The sequence below is a fragment of the Streptomyces sp. NPDC055025 genome (assembly GCF_053608565.1).
The window spans coordinates 1-16,043 of record NZ_JBSGVS010000011.1 but is presented as its reverse complement, the minus strand read 5'-3'; the positions used below and the strand labels follow the sequence as shown (position 1 = coordinate 16,043).

Here is a 16,043-nt window from a genome sequence, read left to right as displayed (position 1 = left end):
CAACGAACAACATGGCGGGTGTGCGGCATATTCCGAGCATGACGGCTGGACGCGATATCCGGACGCGACGGCCGGGTGCGAGCAGTCCGAGGTGGTCCGGGCAGCGGAGCCCCGAAACGCGAAAGGGCGTTCTCGGAAACCGAGAACGCCCAGGTCAGCGACCTATTCGCCGGTGCGCCGCCAGGGACTCGAACCCCGGACCCGCTGATTAAGAGTCAGCTGCTCTAACCAACTGAGCTAGCGGCGCCTGCTGACTCGAAAATAATACCCGGTGCTCCGGAGTGCTCAGGACCACGGCACGGGCCGCCCGAGCTGCCGTCAGTGCCGGGCCCGTGCCGGGAGAGGGGGCAGGGCCCAGATGGTCCCTAGATGGACAGTGACAGTGCCATCGGCGCCGCTCTTCGGTTCAGCGTCTCCGCCGCCGAGCGCAGCCGGTGCGCGTACTCGACCGGGAGCGAGAGCGCCAGACAGCCCACCGTGGAGCCGGCCGTCAGGGGGACCGCGGCGCAGACCGTCCCGACCGCGTACTCCTGGAGGTCGAGGACGGGAACCGTCGGCGGCTGGCTGTCCAGCCGGGAGAACAGCAGACGCTCGCTGGTGATCGTCCGGGAGGTGAAACGGGCGATTTTGTGGCGGGCCAGATGCTCCCGGCGCCCGTTCCGGTCGAGCTGGGTCAGCAGGCACTTGCCGATCGCGCTGGCATGGGCCGTGGAGCGGAAGTCGACCCACTCGTTGACCGCGGGCGTCAGCGGCCCGTCGGCGACCTGGGTCACCTTGATCTCGCCGTCGATGTACCGGCTGAGATAGACGGCCGCGCCGACGGAGTCGCGCAGTTCGTCGAGGGACTCCTGAAGCCTGGCCTCCAGGGCCTGCCGCCGGGCGGGGCCGGAACCGAGCTGGACCAGCGAGTCACCGATCACATAGGCGCCGTCCGCGACCCGCTCCACATATCCCTCGCGCCGCAGCATCGAGAGCAGGGGCGCGAGATGTCCGGTCGGCAGGCCGCTCTCCCGGGCGATCTGGACCTCGGTCACCCCGGCGTCGCCGTACTTGGACACCGCCTCCAGAACGCGCAGGACATACCGCACCGAGTGAAACGGCACGGTCGGCTCCGGCATCAACGCCACGGTTCCGCCCCTCTCAGGTCCCGTCAGGCCACGACCATAAGCTCACGCGTTTTCCATCGCACCACGATAGCCGCGAAGGGCCTTGTACGGGCGGCCTGTTGACCACAGGAAACACAGCGGAAGTCATAGGACGGCACCGAGGAACTCGCGCGTCCGTTCGTGCTCCGGCGCCGAGAAGATTCGCTCCGGAGGCCCGGACTCGATGACCGCGCCGGAATCGAACATAAGGACCTCGTCGGAGATGTCCCGGGCGAAGTTCATCTCGTGGGTCACGCAGAGCATCGTGATGTCCGTGGTGTGGGCGATGTCCCGCAGCACATCCAGCACGCCGGCGACCAGTTCCGGGTCGAGCGCCGAGGTCACCTCGTCCAGCAGCAGTATCCGCGGTCGCATCGCGAGCGCGCGGGCGATCGCCACACGCTGCTGCTGGCCGCCCGAGAGCTGGGCCGGCTTCGCCTCGCAGCGGTCGCCGAGACCCACCAGATCGAGCAGCTCACGGCCGCGCTCCCGTGCCTCGTCCTGACGCAGACCCAGCACCCTGACCGGTGCCTCGGTCACATTGCGCAGCACATTCATATGGGGGAAGAGATTGAACTGCTGGAAGACCATGCCGATGCTCTTCCGCACTTCGCGGACATGGTCGCGGTCGGCGGGAAAGAGCTTGTCGCCATCGACGGTGATGGTGCCCTCGTCCGGCCGCACCAGGGTCATCAGCAGCCGCAGAATCGTGGTCTTCCCCGAGCCGGACGGACCGATCAGGGTGACATGCTTTCCGGGCCGTACGGAGAAACAGAGATCGTCGAGGACGGTGTTCCCGCCGAATCTCTTGGTGACCTTGTCGAAACGGATCAGTTCGGTGGCGGTGGCGGTACCGGGGGAGGTGCCAGGGTTTTCGCGGGTGTCGGGAATGTCAGCGGACAAGACGACGCTCCAGGGCTCGTATCAGCAGGGATGCCGGATAGGCGATGAGAATGAAGGCGATCCCGACCACGGTCAGCGGCTCGGTGTACTGGAAGGTGGACGCGCTCTCCAGCCGGGACTGCTGGAGCATCTCCAGCACACCGATCCCGGCGAGCAGCGGTGTGTCCTTCAGCATCGAGATGACGTAATTCCCCAGCGCCGGCACGATCCTGCGGATCGCCTGCGGCAGGATCACCGCCGTCCAGGTCCGGCCGAGGGGCAGACTGAGCGCCGTGGCCGCCTCCCACTGGCCGGCCGGCACCCCGTCGATACCCGCCCGGTAGACCTGCGCCGTGTACGTCGAGTAGTGCAGTCCGATCGCGATGGTCCCGGTGGTCAGACCGGAGAACCGCACGCCCCACTCGGGCAGGACGAAGAAGAGGAAAAAGAGCTGCACCAGCAGCGGGGTGTTCCGGATGAATTCGGTGACGACATGAACCGGCCACCGCACGAGACGCGTTTCCGCCCGGAATCCGATCGCCCAGACCAGTCCGAGGCTGAACGAGAGGAGCGAACCGAGGACCAGCACCTGAAGGGTGAGCAGCAGGCCGTCCTGGAAACGAGGCATGAAGTCCGCGACCGCGGACCAGTCCCAGCCGTTCACCGGGCACCTCCCGGTGTGGTGATGATGCCTGTTCCGGCCTTGGTCTTCCGTTCCAGTGCCCGCATTCCACGGGTGAGGACAAAGGCGAGCACGAAATAGATCACCAGCGTCACCGAGTAGATCTGGGCGCTCTCCTGGGTGGCCAGCCGCACCAGATAGGCGGCGAACGACACATCGGCCACCCCGAGCAGGGAGACCAGCGCGGTGCCCTTCAGCAGCTCGACGAGCAGATTGGAGAACGGCGGGATCATCTCCGGCACCGCCTGCGGCAGCATGATCAGCCGCATCCGCTGCCAGGGCGTGAAGTTCAGCGCGATAGCCGCCTCACGCTGCGCCGGAGCCACCGAGTTGAGCGCGCCGCGCACGACCTCGGCGCCGTACGCTCCGTACGAGAGCCCCAGCGCCAGCACCGCCGCCCACATCGGGACGAGCGCCCAGCCGAACAGGCCCGGCATCACGAAGAAGAGCCAGAACATCAGCACCAGCGCCGAGGTGCCGCGGAAGATCTCGGTGTAGCAGCCCGCGAGAAAGCGGACCGGGCGCGCGCGGTGGGTGCGGGCCGTCCCCACGGTGAAGGCGACGACGGTGGCCAGCGCGGCGCTGTACAGGGTGAGTTGAACGGTGACCCAGATGCCGGGAAGCACCCACTGTGTCCAGAGGCCGGCTGTCATGCGCACAGCTCCTCTGCCGTCAGCGTGGTCATCTCCGCCTCGGTGAAGCCGAACGGCCGGAGAATGCGGAACAGTTCGCCGTTCTTCCTCATCCGGTGGATCTCGGTGTTGACGGCGTCACGGAGACCGGTGTCGGTGGGCCGGAAGGCGAAGCCGCCGCCGTCGATCTTCTTCTTTCCGTCCACGACCGGGGCGAACGGTTCGGTCGCCTCGGCCTTGCGGCTCTTGCGCACCACGCTCCGGCAGGTGAGCGCGGTCCCCGCGAAGACATCGACCCGGCCGGACTCGACGGCGTTCAGCCCGGCCACGGGATCCTGGAGAATGACGATCTCCTTCTCCGGCACCCCGGCGGATATCGCGTAATCGATCTCCGCGTAGCCGGTGCCCGTGGCGATCTTCGCCCTGGTCCTCACCACATCCTGGTACGAACGCAGCCCCTTGGGGTTTCCCTTGTGGACGATGAACGAGTCGAGCATCTGGTATTCGGGGTCGGCGAAGACGACCTGGGCGCATCGCTCCTTGTTGATGTACATCCCGGCCGAGACCACATCGAACTGCTGTGAGTTCAGTCCGGGAATCAGCGAGGAGAAATCGGTGGCCACCGGCTGTACGTCCGCGACCCCGAGACGTCTGAAGACCACCTTGGCGAGTTCCACCGCCTCACCCGTGAAGTCGCCCTGTTCGTCGATGAATCCGTACGGTGCCTCACCGGCGATTCCGAGCCGTACCGTGCGCTGCGACTTCAGCCGGGCGAGGGTGTCGCCGGAGGGAATCCGGCCACATCCGGTGGCGCCGAGAGCCCCGGCCGCGCCGAGTACCGCCGTACCCAGCAACAGGGAACGGCGTCCTATGGGTGACCGTTCCGTCGCTCTTTCCTTGGTGTGTTCCGCTGTGTACTCCGGTGGTGGTGCCATGGCCGCGCGGCTACCCGGGTCCACTCGGATCATGCGTCCTTGACTCGGTGGATCAGACGAGGACCATGGGGACATGACCGACCGATTTGTGACTGTGTCGCTGGACAAGCGCGGGGTCGAATGCACCGCGAAACTCCTGGATGACCGGGCTCCGGTCACCTGCGCCGCGGTATGGGAGGCACTGCCGCTGGGCTCGGACGTCTATCACGCGAAATACGCCCGCAATGAGATCTACGCGCTGTTTCCGGCCTTCGCCGCCGCGGAGCCGCCGCTGGAGAATCCCACGGTCACCCCCATTCCGGGCGATCTCTGCTATTTCACGTTCTCCGAGACGGAGCTGGGCACTTCGTCGTACGGCTATGAGGAGAAGGCCGTGCGCGGACGCCGTACGGTCGTCGATCTGGCCCTCTTCTACGAGCGCAACAATCTGCTGATCAACGGGGACATGGGATGGATCCCCGGCATCGTCTGGGGTTCGGTGGTCGACGGCCTCGACCGGATGGCCGAGGCCTGCCAGGACCTCTGGCGCGCGGGCGCCATCGGCGAGACGCTCAGCTTCCGCCGGGCCTGAGAGCCGTCCCGGCTGTCCCGGCTGTCCCGGCCGGACCGGACCGGTCTCCGCCCGGTGCCGCGACGCGTGCCGCGCCCGACTCGTACAGCGCGTGTGCCGCGCGCATGACCAGCGCGTCGTGGTGGCGGGCGGCGACGATCTGCACCCCGATCGGCAGGCCGTCCCCGTCCACCCCGCACGGCACGCTCGCGGCGGGCTGCTGCGTCAGATTGAACGGGTACGTGAAGGGCGTCCACCCCGTCCAGCGGCGCAGCCCCGAGCGCGCCGGGGTCTCCGCCCCCGCCTCGAACGCGGTGATCGGCAGCGTCGGTGTGATCAGCAGGTCGTACGACTGATGGAATCGGCCCAGCCGCCGTCCCAGCTCCATCCGCGCGTCCACCGCCGCCAGATAGTCCAGCGCGCTGTAGCGCGCGCCGGCCGCGCAGATCTCGCGCAGACCAGGATCGAGAAGCCGGCGCTGCTCCTCGTTGAGCGGCTGCGCCAGCCGGGCCGCGCCGCTGAACCACAGGGTGTGGAAGGCCTCCACCGGATCGGTGATGTCCGGGTCGGCCTCCTCGATGTACGCGCCCAGTTCGGCGAGCCGGCTCACCGCGCGCCGTACGGCCGCGGCCACCGCGGGCTGTACGGCGACCTGGCCGCCGAACGAGGGTGAGTACGCGATCCGCAGCCCGTGCACTCCGTCGGCCAGTGAGTCGCTCAGGGGCGGAGCGGGGGCGAGCTGCGACCAGTCCCGGGGGTCCGCGCCGCTGATCACATCGAGCAGCAGCGCGGCGTCCGCGGCGTCCCGGGTCATCGGCCCGGCGTGCGCGAGCGTGCCGAACGGGCTGGACGGATAGAGCGGCACGCGCCCGTACGTCGGCTTGAGCCCGAAGATCCCGCAGAAGGAGGCCGGGATACGGATCGAGCCCCCGCCGTCCGTACCGATCGACAGCGGGGCCGCCCCCAGCGCCACCGCCGCCGCGCTGCCTCCGCTGGATCCGCCCGCCGTACGGGAGTGGTCGTACGGATTGCGGGTCACCCCGGACAGCGGCGAGTCCGTGACGCCCTTCCAGCCGAACTCCGGCGTGGTCGTCTTGCCGACGAGGACGCCGCCGTGCTCCCGCATCCGCGCCACGGCCGGCGCGTCCTCGTCCCAGTGGCCCCCCGGCCGTACGGTCCTCGAACCCCGCAGGGTCGGGCCGCCGCGCTGGAGGAAGATGTCCTTCACCGAGACCGGCACACCGTCGAGCAGCCCCCGTGGCTCCTTCTCGCGCCATCGCCCCGCCGACTCCTCCGCCTGGGCGAGCGCCGACTCGGCGTCCACCCGTACGAAGGCGTTGACCAGCGGCTGGACCGCCTCGATCCGCTCCAGCACCGCGCGGGTCGCCTCGACGGGCGAGAAGTCTCCCTGCTCGTAGCCGGCCAGGAGCTGCCGCGCGGTGAGACCGGCGAGACCCGACGGGTCGCCCGTGAGCGACGGGTCGGAGGGGACGTGCGGGGCGTGCGACTGGGTCCGGTGCGTGTGATCAGTCATGCATGGGGACGTACCCACGTTTCTTGTCCACCACGTTCGGGAGCGGCTTTCCGGCGGCCCAAAGTTCATACAATTCCACGAACTGTGCCCCCAACCGGTCCCGCCAGCCGACCGTGTCACCGCTCATGTGCGGGGAGACGATCAGGCCCGGTACGTCCCACAGCGGGCTCCCGGGGTCCAGCGGCTCGTGCTCGAAGACATCGAGCGCCGCGCCCGCGATCCAGCGCTTGGACACGGCGGCGATCAGATCGCTCTCGATGACGAGCTGTCCCCGCCCCACATTGATGAAGTGCGCGGAGGGCTGCATCAGCCCGAACAGGCGCGCGTCGAACATCCCGCGCGTCGCGTCCGTCAGCGGCGCCGCGCTGATCACCCAGTCGGCCCGGGTCACCAGCCGTTCGAGCTGCTCGGGGCCGTGCACCCCGGGGCGTGCCGTGCGGCCGGTGACCGCCACCGTCACCCCCAGTGTCCGCAGCGTATGGGCCACGGCCCGGCCGATCGGACCCGCGCCGATCACGACGGCCCTGCTGTCCGCGACCCGGAGCGCCTCGCGATGGCGCCAGCGGCGCTGACGCTGGAGCTCCAGCGTTCCGGGCAGGTCCTTCGCCATGGCGAGCACCAGTCCCGCGACATATTCGGCGATGGGTCCCTCGAAAATGCCCCGGGCATTGGTCACGACCGTGTCGGAATCGATCAGCTCGGGGCAGAGCAGCCGGTCGACACCGGCGCTCGCGGTATGCACCCAGCGGGGCCGCGGGCCTTTTCCCGGCCATGCGTTCCGCACCGCGTCGGACGTGAAGTCCCACACCAGCAGAACATCGGCGAGCGGGAGTTGGGCCGCGAGGCCGCTTTCGTCCGCGTAGCGGATACGCGCCTTGCCGGTGAGCCGGCCGAGACGCGGCGGAGGGTCCGCCTCCAGAACGAGGAGGGTGGGTGCTGACATGGTAAGAAGCCCTTCTGCCGGAACCGGTCGGGCGAATCCGCGGACGGATCTGTGGGCGGTCCGCGGGCGGGTCTGATGGTGCGAATGATTTCCACCGGGGAAAATCCGTGCAACGTCTGAGATGGGCGGATTGACCACGCTTGCACCTGGCTCTTACCGTCGTCAATAACAGGCTAAGGGGGCCCGTCTTGCAAGTCTCCTTTCTGGGTGGACCACAACCGCAGCGTGGAGTGGGTGTGGTCGCCCCTTTCGATTTCGCTCTTGATCGCGAATTGTGGCGCTGGGTGCCCGACGACATCTCGCTGCGTGTGACCAGGACGCCGTATGTCCCCGTCGAGGTCTCCCTCGATCTGGCCAGGCTGGTCAGCGAGCACGAGACGCTCGGCGAGGCCGTACGGGCACTCGGCGCGTCCGAGCCCGAGGTCATCGCGTACGCCTGCACGTCGGGCAGTTTTGTCGGCGGACCGGTGGGTGAGCGCGCCATGGTCGAGGCGATGACCCGGGCGGGAGAGGTGCCCTCGCTCACCACGACGGGGGCTCTGGTCGAGGCGCTGGAGGAACTGGGCGCCGACAGGATCGCGCTGGTCACGCCCTATACGGAGTCGGTCACCCAGGCGCTGGAGGACTATCTGGCGGAAGTGGGGGTAACGGTGACTGGGCGCGCCTTTCTGGGGCTGACACGGCACATTTGGAAGGTGCCGTACCGCTCGGTCGTGGACATGGCGCGTGAGGCCGTCGTCGGGTCGGCGGACGCGCTCTTCATCAGCTGCACGAATCTGCCGACGTACGACGCGATTCCGCAGCTGGAGGCGGAGCTGCGGATGCCGGTGCTGTCCGCCAACCAGGTGACGATGTGGGCGGCGCTGCGCAGGCTCGGGGCGCACGCGGTCGGTCCGTACCAGGGGCTGCTGCTCGACCGCCACGGGACGGGCGAGGCGCACCGCGTACGCGACGTGGACGTGGATATGGGCGTAAGGGACGCGCGCGAGACGTACGAGCCGGGTACGCGTGAGACACGGGAGGTGTCGGAGATGCGGGGAGCGCGCGAGACGCAGGAGGCGCGGGACGTCTCCGCGGTCCTGCCGGCCCCGCCGCTGCCGTCGCCCCAGGCGCCCTCGGCGCTGCCCTCCGCGCCACCGGTGCCCTCGGTCTCCGCGAGTCCCGCGGGTCCGCCCGCGGCTCCGATCGCGCCCATACCCTCGGTACAGGCCCTGCCGCCGGTGGTGCCGATGGGGCCGGTCGCACCGATCGGACCGATGGGGCCGGTCGGGCCGATGGGGCCGCCCGTACCACCCGCGTCATCCGTATCACCCGCGTCACCCGTACCGCCCGTGTCATCCGTATCACCCGCATCATCGATGGAGCCGCTGCCCGAATCGTCCCCCGAGTCCCTTCCGGAGCCGCTGCCTGATGAGTGATGAGTAAGGAAGGCTGGACATGACCACCGTCGGATTCCTCTACCCCGGACACTCCGCCGAGGACGACTATCCACGCATGGAGGCGCTGTTCGGCATCGACATCCGGCTGGCCGTCGTCCACACCGACATCGGTGAGGACGCCCACCGGGTCGACGCGCTGATCGAGATGGGCTCGGCGGACCGGCTCGCCGGGGGAGTGGCGGAGCTCCGGCTGGCGGGCGCCCAGTCCGTGATCTGGGCCTGTACGAGCGGGAGCTTCGTGTACGGGTGGGAGGGCGCCCACGAACAGACCCGTACCCTCGCCAGGGCCGCCGGGCTGCCCGCGTCGAGCACCTCGTTCGCCTTCGCCCACGCCGTACGGGAGCTGGGCGTGGAGCGGGTCGCCGTCGCGGCCACCTACCCCGAGGACGTCACCGCCTACTTCACCGCCTTCCTCAAGTCCGCCGGGACCGAAGTGGTCGCGGACCGGGCCGGCGGGATCCTCACGGCGGCCGAGGTCGGCACCTGGGGACGGGACCAGGTGCTGGAGCTGGCCCGCGCGGGCGACCATCCGGACGCGCAGGCCGTCCTGCTCCCGGACACGGCCCTGCACACGGCGGCGCATCTGCCCGAGCTGGAGGAGACGCTCGGCAAGCCGGTCCTGACCGCGAACCAGGTGTCGGTCTGGGAGGGGCTGCGGCTGGCGCAGCGCAGGGTGTGGGCACCGAAGCTCGGCACGCTGTTCGCGAGCCGGGACTAGGTCCTGTCCGGTCCGTCTTCGCGGGCCCGGAACCGGTCCGGGCCACCGGGCAGGAATAACCGGAGAGCCCCTCCCGTTGCACTCCTTCTGTATGTGAGCTGTAGGTGAGCCGCACTTCCGCGCAGAAGGGTCAGACCGGTGGACGACCACGACACGAGCCGAGGCACGACGGACGCGATTCGGGGTACGGCACAGGGCACTGCCCCTGTGCCCCTCTCCGTACTGGACCTGGTCACGGTGGGCAAGGGCTCCACCGCCGCCGCGTCGCTCCGTACGAGCGTCGCGCTGGCACGGCTCGCCGAGAGCAGGGGCTACCACCGGCACTGGGTCGCCGAGCACCACTCCATGCCGGGCGTCGCGTCCTCGTCGCCCGCGGTGATCCTCGCCCACCTCGCCGCCCACACCGAGCGCATCCGGCTCGGCTCCGGCGGTGTGATGCTGCCCAACCACGCGCCGCTGGTGATCGCCGAGCAGTTCGGCACGCTGGAGGCGCTCGCCCCCGGGCGGGTCGACGTGGGCCTCGGGCGCGCGCCGGGCACCGACGGGGCGACGGCGGCGGCGCTGCGCCGCTCCGACGGGCTGCACGAGGGCGCCGACGACTTCCCGCAGCAGCTCTCCGAGCTGACCCGGTTCCTGGACGACGACTTCCCCGACGGCCACCCGTACTCCCGTATCCACGCCGTCCCCGGCCCGGTCCAGGGCCCCACCGCCCGTCCGCCGATCTGGCTGCTCGGCTCGTCCGGCTTCAGCGCGCGGCTGGCCGGTGTGCTGGGGCTGCCCTTCGCCTTCGCCCATCACTTCTCGGCCCAGAACACGATCCCGGCGCTCGATCTCTACCGTGAGAGCTTCCGCCCCTCCGCGGTGCTGGACGCCCCGTACGCCCTGATCGGTGTCGCGGCCCTGGCCAGTGACGACGAACGCGAGGCCCGCCGCCAGGTCCTCACCGGGGCCCTCTCGATGGTCCGGCTGCGCACCGGCCGTCCGGGGCTCGTGCCGACACCGGAGGAGGCCGAGGCGTACCGGTTCAGCTCGCTGGAGCAGGAGTTCGTGAACACCTGGCTCACCAATATCGTCCACGGCACGCCGGACGCGGTACGGGACGGTCTCGACGACCTCCAGAAGCGCACCGGCGCCGACGAGCTGATGATCACCGCCAACGCCCATGGCGGCGAGGCGCGGCTGCGCAGCTACGAACTCATCGCGGACGCGTACGGCCTGCCCGTCTGACCGGCGGCCGGGGGCTCGGCCCGTCCGGCGGGACCGCAGGACGGGACCGGCGGACCGGACCGCGGGACCGGACCGGCGGACCGGAACCCCGGGCGTCAGGCCTTCCGGGCCCCGGCCGAGGTCCGGGCCCTCAGGCCTTCCGCGCCCCGGCCGCGATCATCTCCGCGATCCGTTCCGGCGCCACCGGGCGGGAGAAGAGCCAGCCCTGGCCCGTGTCACAGCCGATGCGCTGGAGGCGGGCCGCCTGGCCCGAGGTCTCCACGCACTCCGCCGTCACCGTCAGCCCCAGCCGGTGGGCGAGCTGGACCAGCGCCTCGACGATCGTCTCGTCGGCCGGGTTCGGATGGACCCCCTCGTCGTACCGGAAACCCCGGACGAACGAGCCGTCCAGTTTGAGCACCGAGACCGGCAGTCTGCTCAGATACGCGAGATTCGAGTAGCCGGTGCCGAAGTCGTCGATGGCGATCCGTACGCCCATGTCGCTCAGCGCCTGGAGCGCCTGGAGGGGCCGGCCCGCCGAGCCCATCACCGCGGACTCCGTCAGCTCCAGTTGCAGCAGATGCGGCGCGAGTCCGGTCTCCGCGAGGATCTCGGCCACGTCCGCGACCAGATCGGAGTCCCAGACCTGGCGCACGGCGACATTGACGCTGACGAAGAGCGGCCGGGCGTACGGGTGGTCGAGCTGCCACTGTCTGGCCTGGCGGCAGGACGTACGCAGCACCCACCGGCCGAGCTGCACGATCGAGCCGTCCTCCTCGGCGATTCCGATGAACCGATTCGGCGTGAGTGTCCCGAATTGCGGGTGATTCCAGCGCACCAGCGACTCCACCCCCCGCACCACCCCGTCGGACATCCCGACCAGCGGCTGGTACTGGAGCACGAACTCCTCGCGCTCGACCGCCGGACGCAGCCTGGAGGTGAGCGCCTGCCGTGTCATCCGGTGGGCGTTGCGCTCCGGGTCGAAGAGGGTCCAGCGGGCCTTGCCGTCGGCCTTCGCCCAGTACAGCGTGGTGTCGGCGGCCTGCATCAGACCGGTCGGGGTGGTGCCCTCCGCGGTGCGTTCCACGACCCCGATCGAGGCCGAGACCGAGAGCCGCTGTCCGGCCAGGTCGAAGGGGCGCTGGAGCGCGGTGAGTACGGAGCGGGCGAGATCGGCGAGCTGTTCCGTGCCGATGGAGTCCTCGACCAGGATCGCGAACTCGTCGCCGCCGAGCCGGGCGACCAGATGGCCGCCGCTGCGGGTGTATCCGTCCTGGTCGGCGCATTCGGTGAGACGGGTGGCGACGGCGGCGAGCAGCCGGTCCCCGGTGCGGTGGCCCAGGGTGTCGTTGACGGCCTTGAAGCCGTCGAGATCGAGGTAGCACAGACCGATCCGCCCTGTTCTGCCATCGCCTCGCGCGTCGCCGTACGGGCCCCGGGCATAGGCCCCGGCGTCATACGTCCCGCTGCCGTAGGTGGCCGGCGCCGAGGTCTCCAGCGCGGACGTGAGCCGTTCGAAGAACAGGGTGCGGTTGGGCAGCCGGGTCACCGGGTCGTGCATCTGGAGATGGCGCAGCCGTGCCTGGAGCTCGCGCCGGTCGCTGATGTCCGCGATCGACAGCAGCGCGGTGCTGCTCTCGGGTACGGGAGCGACGGTGACCTCGGCCCAGAGCGTCCGTCCGTCGGAGTGCTTGAGGCGGCGGGTGCAGCGGAAGTGGGCGCGGCGGCTGTCCAGCACCGCGCGATAGGCGCGCCAGGTGCGGGCGTCCGAGGCGAGATCGACGAGATCGGCGGCGGACTGGTCGAAGAGCGCGGCGGGCCGGGTGCCGAGAAGGGCGGCGAGCGCGTCGTTGGCGCTGATGACGGTCCCCTCGTCATCGAGGACGGCCATGGCGAGCTGGGCGGTGTGGAACGCGGCGCGGTAGTCGCGTTCGCCGACGGCGGTGTCGAAAGCTCTGCTGATGGGATGACGCTCCGTGATCGAATCCTTGGCCGGCTCACGGGCCGCCTCACCGGTGGGGGGCCTGTCGCCGCCGTGCGTGGCGACCGCCGCACGGCGCTGCCCGTGCGGTCCTTGCGGCCCTTCGGAGGTTCCGCTCACGGCGCGCTCCCGCGGTGCAGTCGTGTCGTACAGAGTCGTACCGAGTGGTCGGGACGGCCGGCCAGGGAAAGTGTGCCGATCATAGAGGGAGGCCGGGCGGCCGTTCCAGCTCCGGTGGACGGAACGGGAGCGACACGGGGCGGCGGCCGGTCCTCGGGCGATCGTTTCTGCCTGCCTGTGGCCCGGCCGGTCGCCGCCGTGATGCCCTGTGACTTTCCGTGACCCGTCGGGGTGTCGGACGGAACGCGTGACACTCCTCACCCGTGTGGGGCAGCGGAACAGGGCGTATCACCGTAAAACGGCACAGGGTGGGTGAGGTATCCCCTATCCGGAGCCGGAGGTCGATGTGGAGCGTCCGCAGCCATCGGCGGGAGTGGACCGACCCCGCCTGCGCAGGACCGCGGCCGCCTTCACCTCCCTGATGGCGCTCGCCGCCATGACCCTGGTCACCGGACCCGCCGCGGACGCGGTCTCCGGGGGGCCCTGCGCGCTGACCCGGACCTCCGCCCATCACTCCCTCGGTCTCGACACCTGGAACGGCTCCTATCCTCGCCCGGACCGTCCGCTCGACGCGGTCATGGTCTTTCTCTCCTTCCCGGACTCCAGGAAGCTGCCGGCCCCGGCGGAGCTGGCGGCCGATCACTTCCCGGCCACCAGCCGCTTCTACGAACAGGCCTCGTACGGGAAGTTCGCGCTGCGGGCGCACCCGAAGCTCCAGTGGGCGCGGATGCCGCACGCCTCCACCGCGTACGGGATGCGGCGCGACTGGGACCCGGCCCGGCGCACGGCCTATCTGCGGGACGCGCTGGCCGCCGCCGATCCGCTGGTCGACTTCTCGCGCTACGACGTCGTCTATCTGGTCGCCGACCCGGAGGCCCCCGGCGTCGACTCCGACGCCACCAAGGTGGTCAACTTCGAACAGCCGATGAAGGCGGACGGTACGGACATCAAGCGCATCGTCACCGTCTTCGAGCGCCATCCCCCGGACCGCAATGTGCTGGCCCACGAGACCGGGCATGTCTTCGATCTGCCGGATCTCTACCACCGGCCCATGGACGGCAAGGGCGACTGGGACACCTATGTCGGCGACTGGGACGTGATGGGCAGTCAGTTCGGGATGTCACCGGATCTCTTCGGGTGGCACAAGTGGAAGCTGGGCTGGCTCGACCGGAGCCAGGTGCGGTGTGTGGGGTCGACGGGCACGAGCCTGCTCAGCCTGGAGCCGATCGCCGCCGCGCCGTCCGTCGCCGGGAGTACGGGCACGAGGCTGGCGGTCCTCAGGACCGGTGACAACTCCGCCCTGGTCATCGAGGCGCGCGCGGCGACCGGCAACGACCTCCACACCTGCTCCGAGGGCGTGCTGATCTACCGGGTGCGCGGCGGTACGGCGTCGGGTGGCGGCCCGGTCGAGGTGGTGGACACCCATCCGCACAGTCAGGCCTGCTGGGACCAGTCGGTGTACCCGCCGCTCGCGGACGCGCCGCTGGGGGTCGGCGAGACGTTCACGGTGCCGGAGGAGCGGACGAAGGTGGAGGTGGCGGACCGTACGGCCGGGGGCGCCTGGACGGTCAAGATCACCCCGCACTCCTGACCGGAAAACGAGAAGCCGGAAACCTGACGACGAGGAGCCGGAAAACGAAGAGGCCCCTCGCTCTCACGAGGGGCCTCTTCCGTCGGTGCGCCGCCAGGGACTCGAACCCCGGACCCGCTGATTAAGAGTCAGCTGCTCTAACCAACTGAGCTAGCGGCGCCTGCTGACGTCGTAGACCTTAGCACCAGGATCGGCGGGAGGAAAAATCGATATACGCGAGGCCGCTCCGAGTCGGGCCCAGGGGCGCTCCCGGGCCGTTTCCGGTGGTCAGGAGCACGACTGCGGCAGGCGCTCCGCCGGGGCCGCCGTCCTGGGGAGGGGTATGGGCCCCGCCCCGGCGCGGGCCGTCCCCGCCGTCGTGCGGGCCGCCCGCACACAGGCCCAGAGCAGCACCTCGGGCCCGGGGAGCCAGGGATGGCGGGTGTCGGGGGCGACCACCCAGCGCGGTCCCGAGGGGGCGCCCGGCGCGAGCGGCGGTACGGTCACGGCGTCGCCCACGCCATGACAGAACAGCGGCGGCGGGGCCGGGGCCGGAGCCGTGCCGCCGGCTCCCGTGCCGCCCCACTCCTCCCAGGAGAGCAGGGCGGGCAGCCGCTGGGCGGTGCCGGGCGCGGCGAAGAGGAGCGTACGGCCGCGGTGCACGGCGACCGGCCCGGAACCGGGTCCCTCGGACCAGAGCCGTTCCAGCATCCGCCGGCCGAAGACCCAGGGGACGTTGACCACGTCGAAGACCGAGCCGCAGGACAGTACCCCGGGGGCGGTCGGCCGGGCGGCCCAGTGCGAGAGCGTGGAGCGGGGATACGGTCCGGACGAGGCGAGCCAGTCCGCGCCGGCCGGGGTGATCCGCGCGGTGTGCCGGCGGCCCTCGTCGTCACGGAGGAGGGCGAAGATGTCGGCCCGCCGCTCGTCGTCGTCGGTCCCGGGGCCCGGCGGGCGTTCATCTCGTAACCATGCGCTCATGACAGTCAGGTCTACCGGCAGTAACGCCGCCGCTCCGGAGAGTTCGGGGAAACCGGGACAGCGGCGCCGGGGGAGGGGTAACCTGCCCCCCGGCATATGCCAGGCGGACGCATGAGCCCCCGCCGCCACCGCTGAAGCTCCCGCCCCTCGGGACGCGGACGCGGACCCGCACCCTCGACGGACCTGCGACGCACCCGCGGTCGACCGAGGACCGGTCGCGCCACCGGCCTGTCAGACCTGACCCCGGCCCTCGCCGCGCAGCAGGTCGCGGCCGAACTCGACCATCTTCTTGGCATAGTCCTCCGTCCACTCCGCGCGGTGCGCGATGTCCTCGGCCGTGAGCCGGTCGAAGCGGCGCGGATCGGCGAGCTGGGCGGCGGCCACCGCCTGGAACTCGACCGCGCGGTCGGTGGCGGCCCGGAAGGCGAGCGCCAGCTCGGTGGCCCGAGCCAGCAGCTCCCCGGGGTCGTCGAGGGACTCCAGATCGAAGAAGTGCTCGGGATCGGCGACCGCCTCCGAGGGCTCGAAGAGCAGCGGTGCGGGCCGTAGCCGCCGCTCGCTCCGCTCGGGATCCGGCATCTCGTTCCTCCTGCTCGTACGTGTACAGGCCCTGCGACCACCGTCCATTCTCCCGCCCGCCGCAAGGGGGCGTCCGACGGCGGGTGCCATCAGGCGCACGCGGGCCGGGAGCGCCCTCCGGATCGCCGCCCCGGGCGGGCCCGGGG

The 16,043-nt window shown here is 70.4% G+C and carries 14 protein-coding genes, 2 tRNA genes and 1 pseudogene; 5 read left to right on the top strand and 12 right to left on the bottom strand.

The window, feature by feature from the left end; genetic code table 11:
• Nucleotides 1-173 precede the first annotated feature (173 nt).
• The 6 genes from ACWGDX_RS09335 to ehuB all read right to left on the bottom strand — a co-directional run bounded on the left by ACWGDX_RS09335 (nucleotide 174) and on the right by ehuB (nucleotide 4,276).
• Nucleotides 174-247 (bottom strand) — tRNA-Lys (locus ACWGDX_RS09335).
• A gap of 118 nt (nucleotides 248-365) precedes the next feature.
• Entirely contained in the window at nucleotides 366-1,127 is a 762-nt protein-coding gene (locus ACWGDX_RS09330) for an IclR family transcriptional regulator (RefSeq protein ID WP_453623796.1), read from the bottom strand.
• 123 nt (nucleotides 1,128-1,250) lie between these two features.
• The gene (gene ehuA, locus ACWGDX_RS09325) at nucleotides 1,251-2,036 is read right to left on the bottom strand and encodes an ectoine/hydroxyectoine ABC transporter ATP-binding protein EhuA (protein WP_453623975.1); all 786 of its coding nucleotides are present in this window, start codon (nucleotides 2,034-2,036) and stop codon (nucleotides 1,251-1,253) included.
• Nucleotide 2,037: 1 nt separating this feature from the next.
• The gene (gene ehuD / locus ACWGDX_RS09320) at nucleotides 2,038-2,655 is read right to left on the bottom strand and encodes an ectoine/hydroxyectoine ABC transporter permease subunit EhuD (protein ID WP_453623973.1); all 618 of its coding nucleotides are present in this window, start codon (nucleotides 2,653-2,655) and stop codon (nucleotides 2,038-2,040) included.
• Between the two features lie 32 nt (nucleotides 2,656-2,687).
• On the bottom strand, nucleotides 2,688-3,362 hold the full coding sequence (ehuC, locus tag ACWGDX_RS09315; protein WP_453623795.1) for an ectoine/hydroxyectoine ABC transporter permease subunit EhuC: 675 nt from the start codon (nucleotides 3,360-3,362) through the stop codon (nucleotides 2,688-2,690).
• Complete coding sequence (gene ehuB / locus ACWGDX_RS09310; protein WP_453623793.1) at nucleotides 3,359-4,276, bottom strand: ectoine/hydroxyectoine ABC transporter substrate-binding protein EhuB; 918 nt, start codon at nucleotides 4,274-4,276, stop codon at nucleotides 3,359-3,361. Before ehuB ends, ehuC begins: the two co-directional genes overlap by 4 nt.
• 73 nt (nucleotides 4,277-4,349) lie before the next feature.
• Here ehuB and ACWGDX_RS09305 point away from each other — a divergent pair, with 73 nt between their 5' ends.
• Nucleotides 4,350-4,847 (top strand): DUF3830 family protein, encoded by a 498-nt coding sequence (locus ACWGDX_RS09305; protein ID WP_453623792.1) that lies wholly within the window; start codon nucleotides 4,350-4,352, stop codon nucleotides 4,845-4,847.
• On the opposite strand, the gene ACWGDX_RS09300 is transcribed toward ACWGDX_RS09305, so the two are convergent.
• Together ACWGDX_RS09300 and ACWGDX_RS09295 are read right to left on the bottom strand one after the other, a co-directional pair.
• Entirely contained in the window at nucleotides 4,828-6,360 is a 1,533-nt protein-coding gene (locus tag ACWGDX_RS09300; RefSeq protein WP_453623790.1) for an amidase, read from the bottom strand. The two genes, ACWGDX_RS09305 and ACWGDX_RS09300, sit on opposite strands and share 20 nt — an antisense overlap.
• Nucleotides 6,353-7,303 carry a D-2-hydroxyacid dehydrogenase gene (locus ACWGDX_RS09295; protein ID WP_453623788.1) on the bottom strand — a complete coding sequence of 317 codons (951 nt, stop codon included), beginning with the start codon at nucleotides 7,301-7,303 and terminating at the stop codon, nucleotides 6,353-6,355. The genes ACWGDX_RS09300 and ACWGDX_RS09295 overlap by 8 nt, the downstream gene beginning before the upstream one ends.
• Before the next feature lie 188 nt (nucleotides 7,304-7,491).
• On the opposite strand from ACWGDX_RS09295, the pseudogene ACWGDX_RS09290 reads away from it, so the two are divergent.
• From ACWGDX_RS09290 to ACWGDX_RS09280, 3 genes and pseudogenes are all read left to right on the top strand, one after another.
• Nucleotides 7,492-8,214 (top strand): annotated as a pseudogene (locus ACWGDX_RS09290) (maleate cis-trans isomerase family protein); the annotation flags it as partial.
• A gap of 526 nt (nucleotides 8,215-8,740) precedes the next feature.
• Nucleotides 8,741-9,460, top strand: coding sequence for a maleate cis-trans isomerase family protein (locus tag ACWGDX_RS09285; RefSeq protein WP_453623786.1), 720 nt, complete (start codon nucleotides 8,741-8,743; stop codon nucleotides 9,458-9,460).
• 138 nt (nucleotides 9,461-9,598) lie between these two features.
• Nucleotides 9,599-10,687, top strand: coding sequence for an LLM class flavin-dependent oxidoreductase (locus ACWGDX_RS09280; protein ID WP_453623784.1), 1,089 nt, complete (start codon nucleotides 9,599-9,601; stop codon nucleotides 10,685-10,687).
• Between the two features lie 130 nt (nucleotides 10,688-10,817).
• Here ACWGDX_RS09280 and ACWGDX_RS09275 read toward each other — a convergent pair whose 3' ends face one another.
• A complete protein-coding gene (locus ACWGDX_RS09275) occupies nucleotides 10,818-12,767 on the bottom strand; it encodes a putative bifunctional diguanylate cyclase/phosphodiesterase (protein ID WP_453623782.1) in 1,950 nt (649 codons plus the stop codon).
• 421 nt (nucleotides 12,768-13,188) lie between these two features.
• On the opposite strand from ACWGDX_RS09275, the gene ACWGDX_RS09270 reads away from it, so the two are divergent.
• A complete protein-coding gene (locus ACWGDX_RS09270) occupies nucleotides 13,189-14,358 on the top strand; it encodes a M6 family metalloprotease domain-containing protein (protein WP_453623971.1) in 1,170 nt (389 codons plus the stop codon).
• 86 nt (nucleotides 14,359-14,444) lie between these two features.
• Here ACWGDX_RS09270 and ACWGDX_RS09265 read toward each other — a convergent pair.
• The 3 genes from ACWGDX_RS09265 to ACWGDX_RS09255 form a co-directional block, all read right to left on the bottom strand.
• Nucleotides 14,445-14,518: transfer RNA gene (locus ACWGDX_RS09265), tRNA-Lys, on the bottom strand.
• Between the two features lie 107 nt (nucleotides 14,519-14,625).
• The gene (locus ACWGDX_RS09260; RefSeq protein ID WP_453623780.1) at nucleotides 14,626-15,318 is read right to left on the bottom strand and encodes a hypothetical protein; all 693 of its coding nucleotides are present in this window, start codon (nucleotides 15,316-15,318) and stop codon (nucleotides 14,626-14,628) included.
• Between the two features lie 231 nt (nucleotides 15,319-15,549).
• Nucleotides 15,550-15,897 carry a hypothetical protein gene (locus ACWGDX_RS09255; RefSeq protein WP_363079205.1) on the bottom strand — a complete coding sequence of 116 codons (348 nt, stop codon included), beginning with the start codon at nucleotides 15,895-15,897 and terminating at the stop codon, nucleotides 15,550-15,552.
• Nucleotides 15,898-16,043 lie beyond the last annotated feature (146 nt).

Excerpts from the sequence above, each read along its gene's own strand:
- ehuD (WP_453623973.1), bottom strand. The coding sequence starts at position 2,655 with ATGCCTCGTTTCCAGGACGGCCTGCTGCTCACCCTTCAGGTGCTGGTC.
- ehuC (WP_453623795.1), bottom strand. The coding sequence starts at position 3,362 with ATGACAGCCGGCCTCTGGACACAGTGGGTGCTTCCCGGCATCTGGGTC.
- ehuB (WP_453623793.1), bottom strand. The coding sequence starts at position 4,276 with ATGGCACCACCACCGGAGTACACAGCGGAACACACCAAGGAAAGAGCG.
- ACWGDX_RS09305 (WP_453623792.1), top strand. The coding sequence starts at position 4,350 with ATGACCGACCGATTTGTGACTGTGTCGCTGGACAAGCGCGGGGTCGAA.
- ACWGDX_RS09300 (WP_453623790.1), bottom strand. The coding sequence starts at position 6,360 with ATGACTGATCACACGCACCGGACCCAGTCGCACGCCCCGCACGTCCCC.
- ACWGDX_RS09295 (WP_453623788.1), bottom strand. The coding sequence starts at position 7,303 with ATGTCAGCACCCACCCTCCTCGTTCTGGAGGCGGACCCTCCGCCGCGT.
- ACWGDX_RS09285 (WP_453623786.1), top strand. The coding sequence starts at position 8,741 with ATGACCACCGTCGGATTCCTCTACCCCGGACACTCCGCCGAGGACGAC.
- ACWGDX_RS09270 (WP_453623971.1), top strand. The coding sequence starts at position 13,189 with ATGGCGCTCGCCGCCATGACCCTGGTCACCGGACCCGCCGCGGACGCG.
- ACWGDX_RS09260 (WP_453623780.1), bottom strand. The coding sequence starts at position 15,318 with ATGAGCGCATGGTTACGAGATGAACGCCCGCCGGGCCCCGGGACCGAC.
- ACWGDX_RS09255 (WP_363079205.1), bottom strand. The coding sequence starts at position 15,897 with ATGCCGGATCCCGAGCGGAGCGAGCGGCGGCTACGGCCCGCACCGCTG.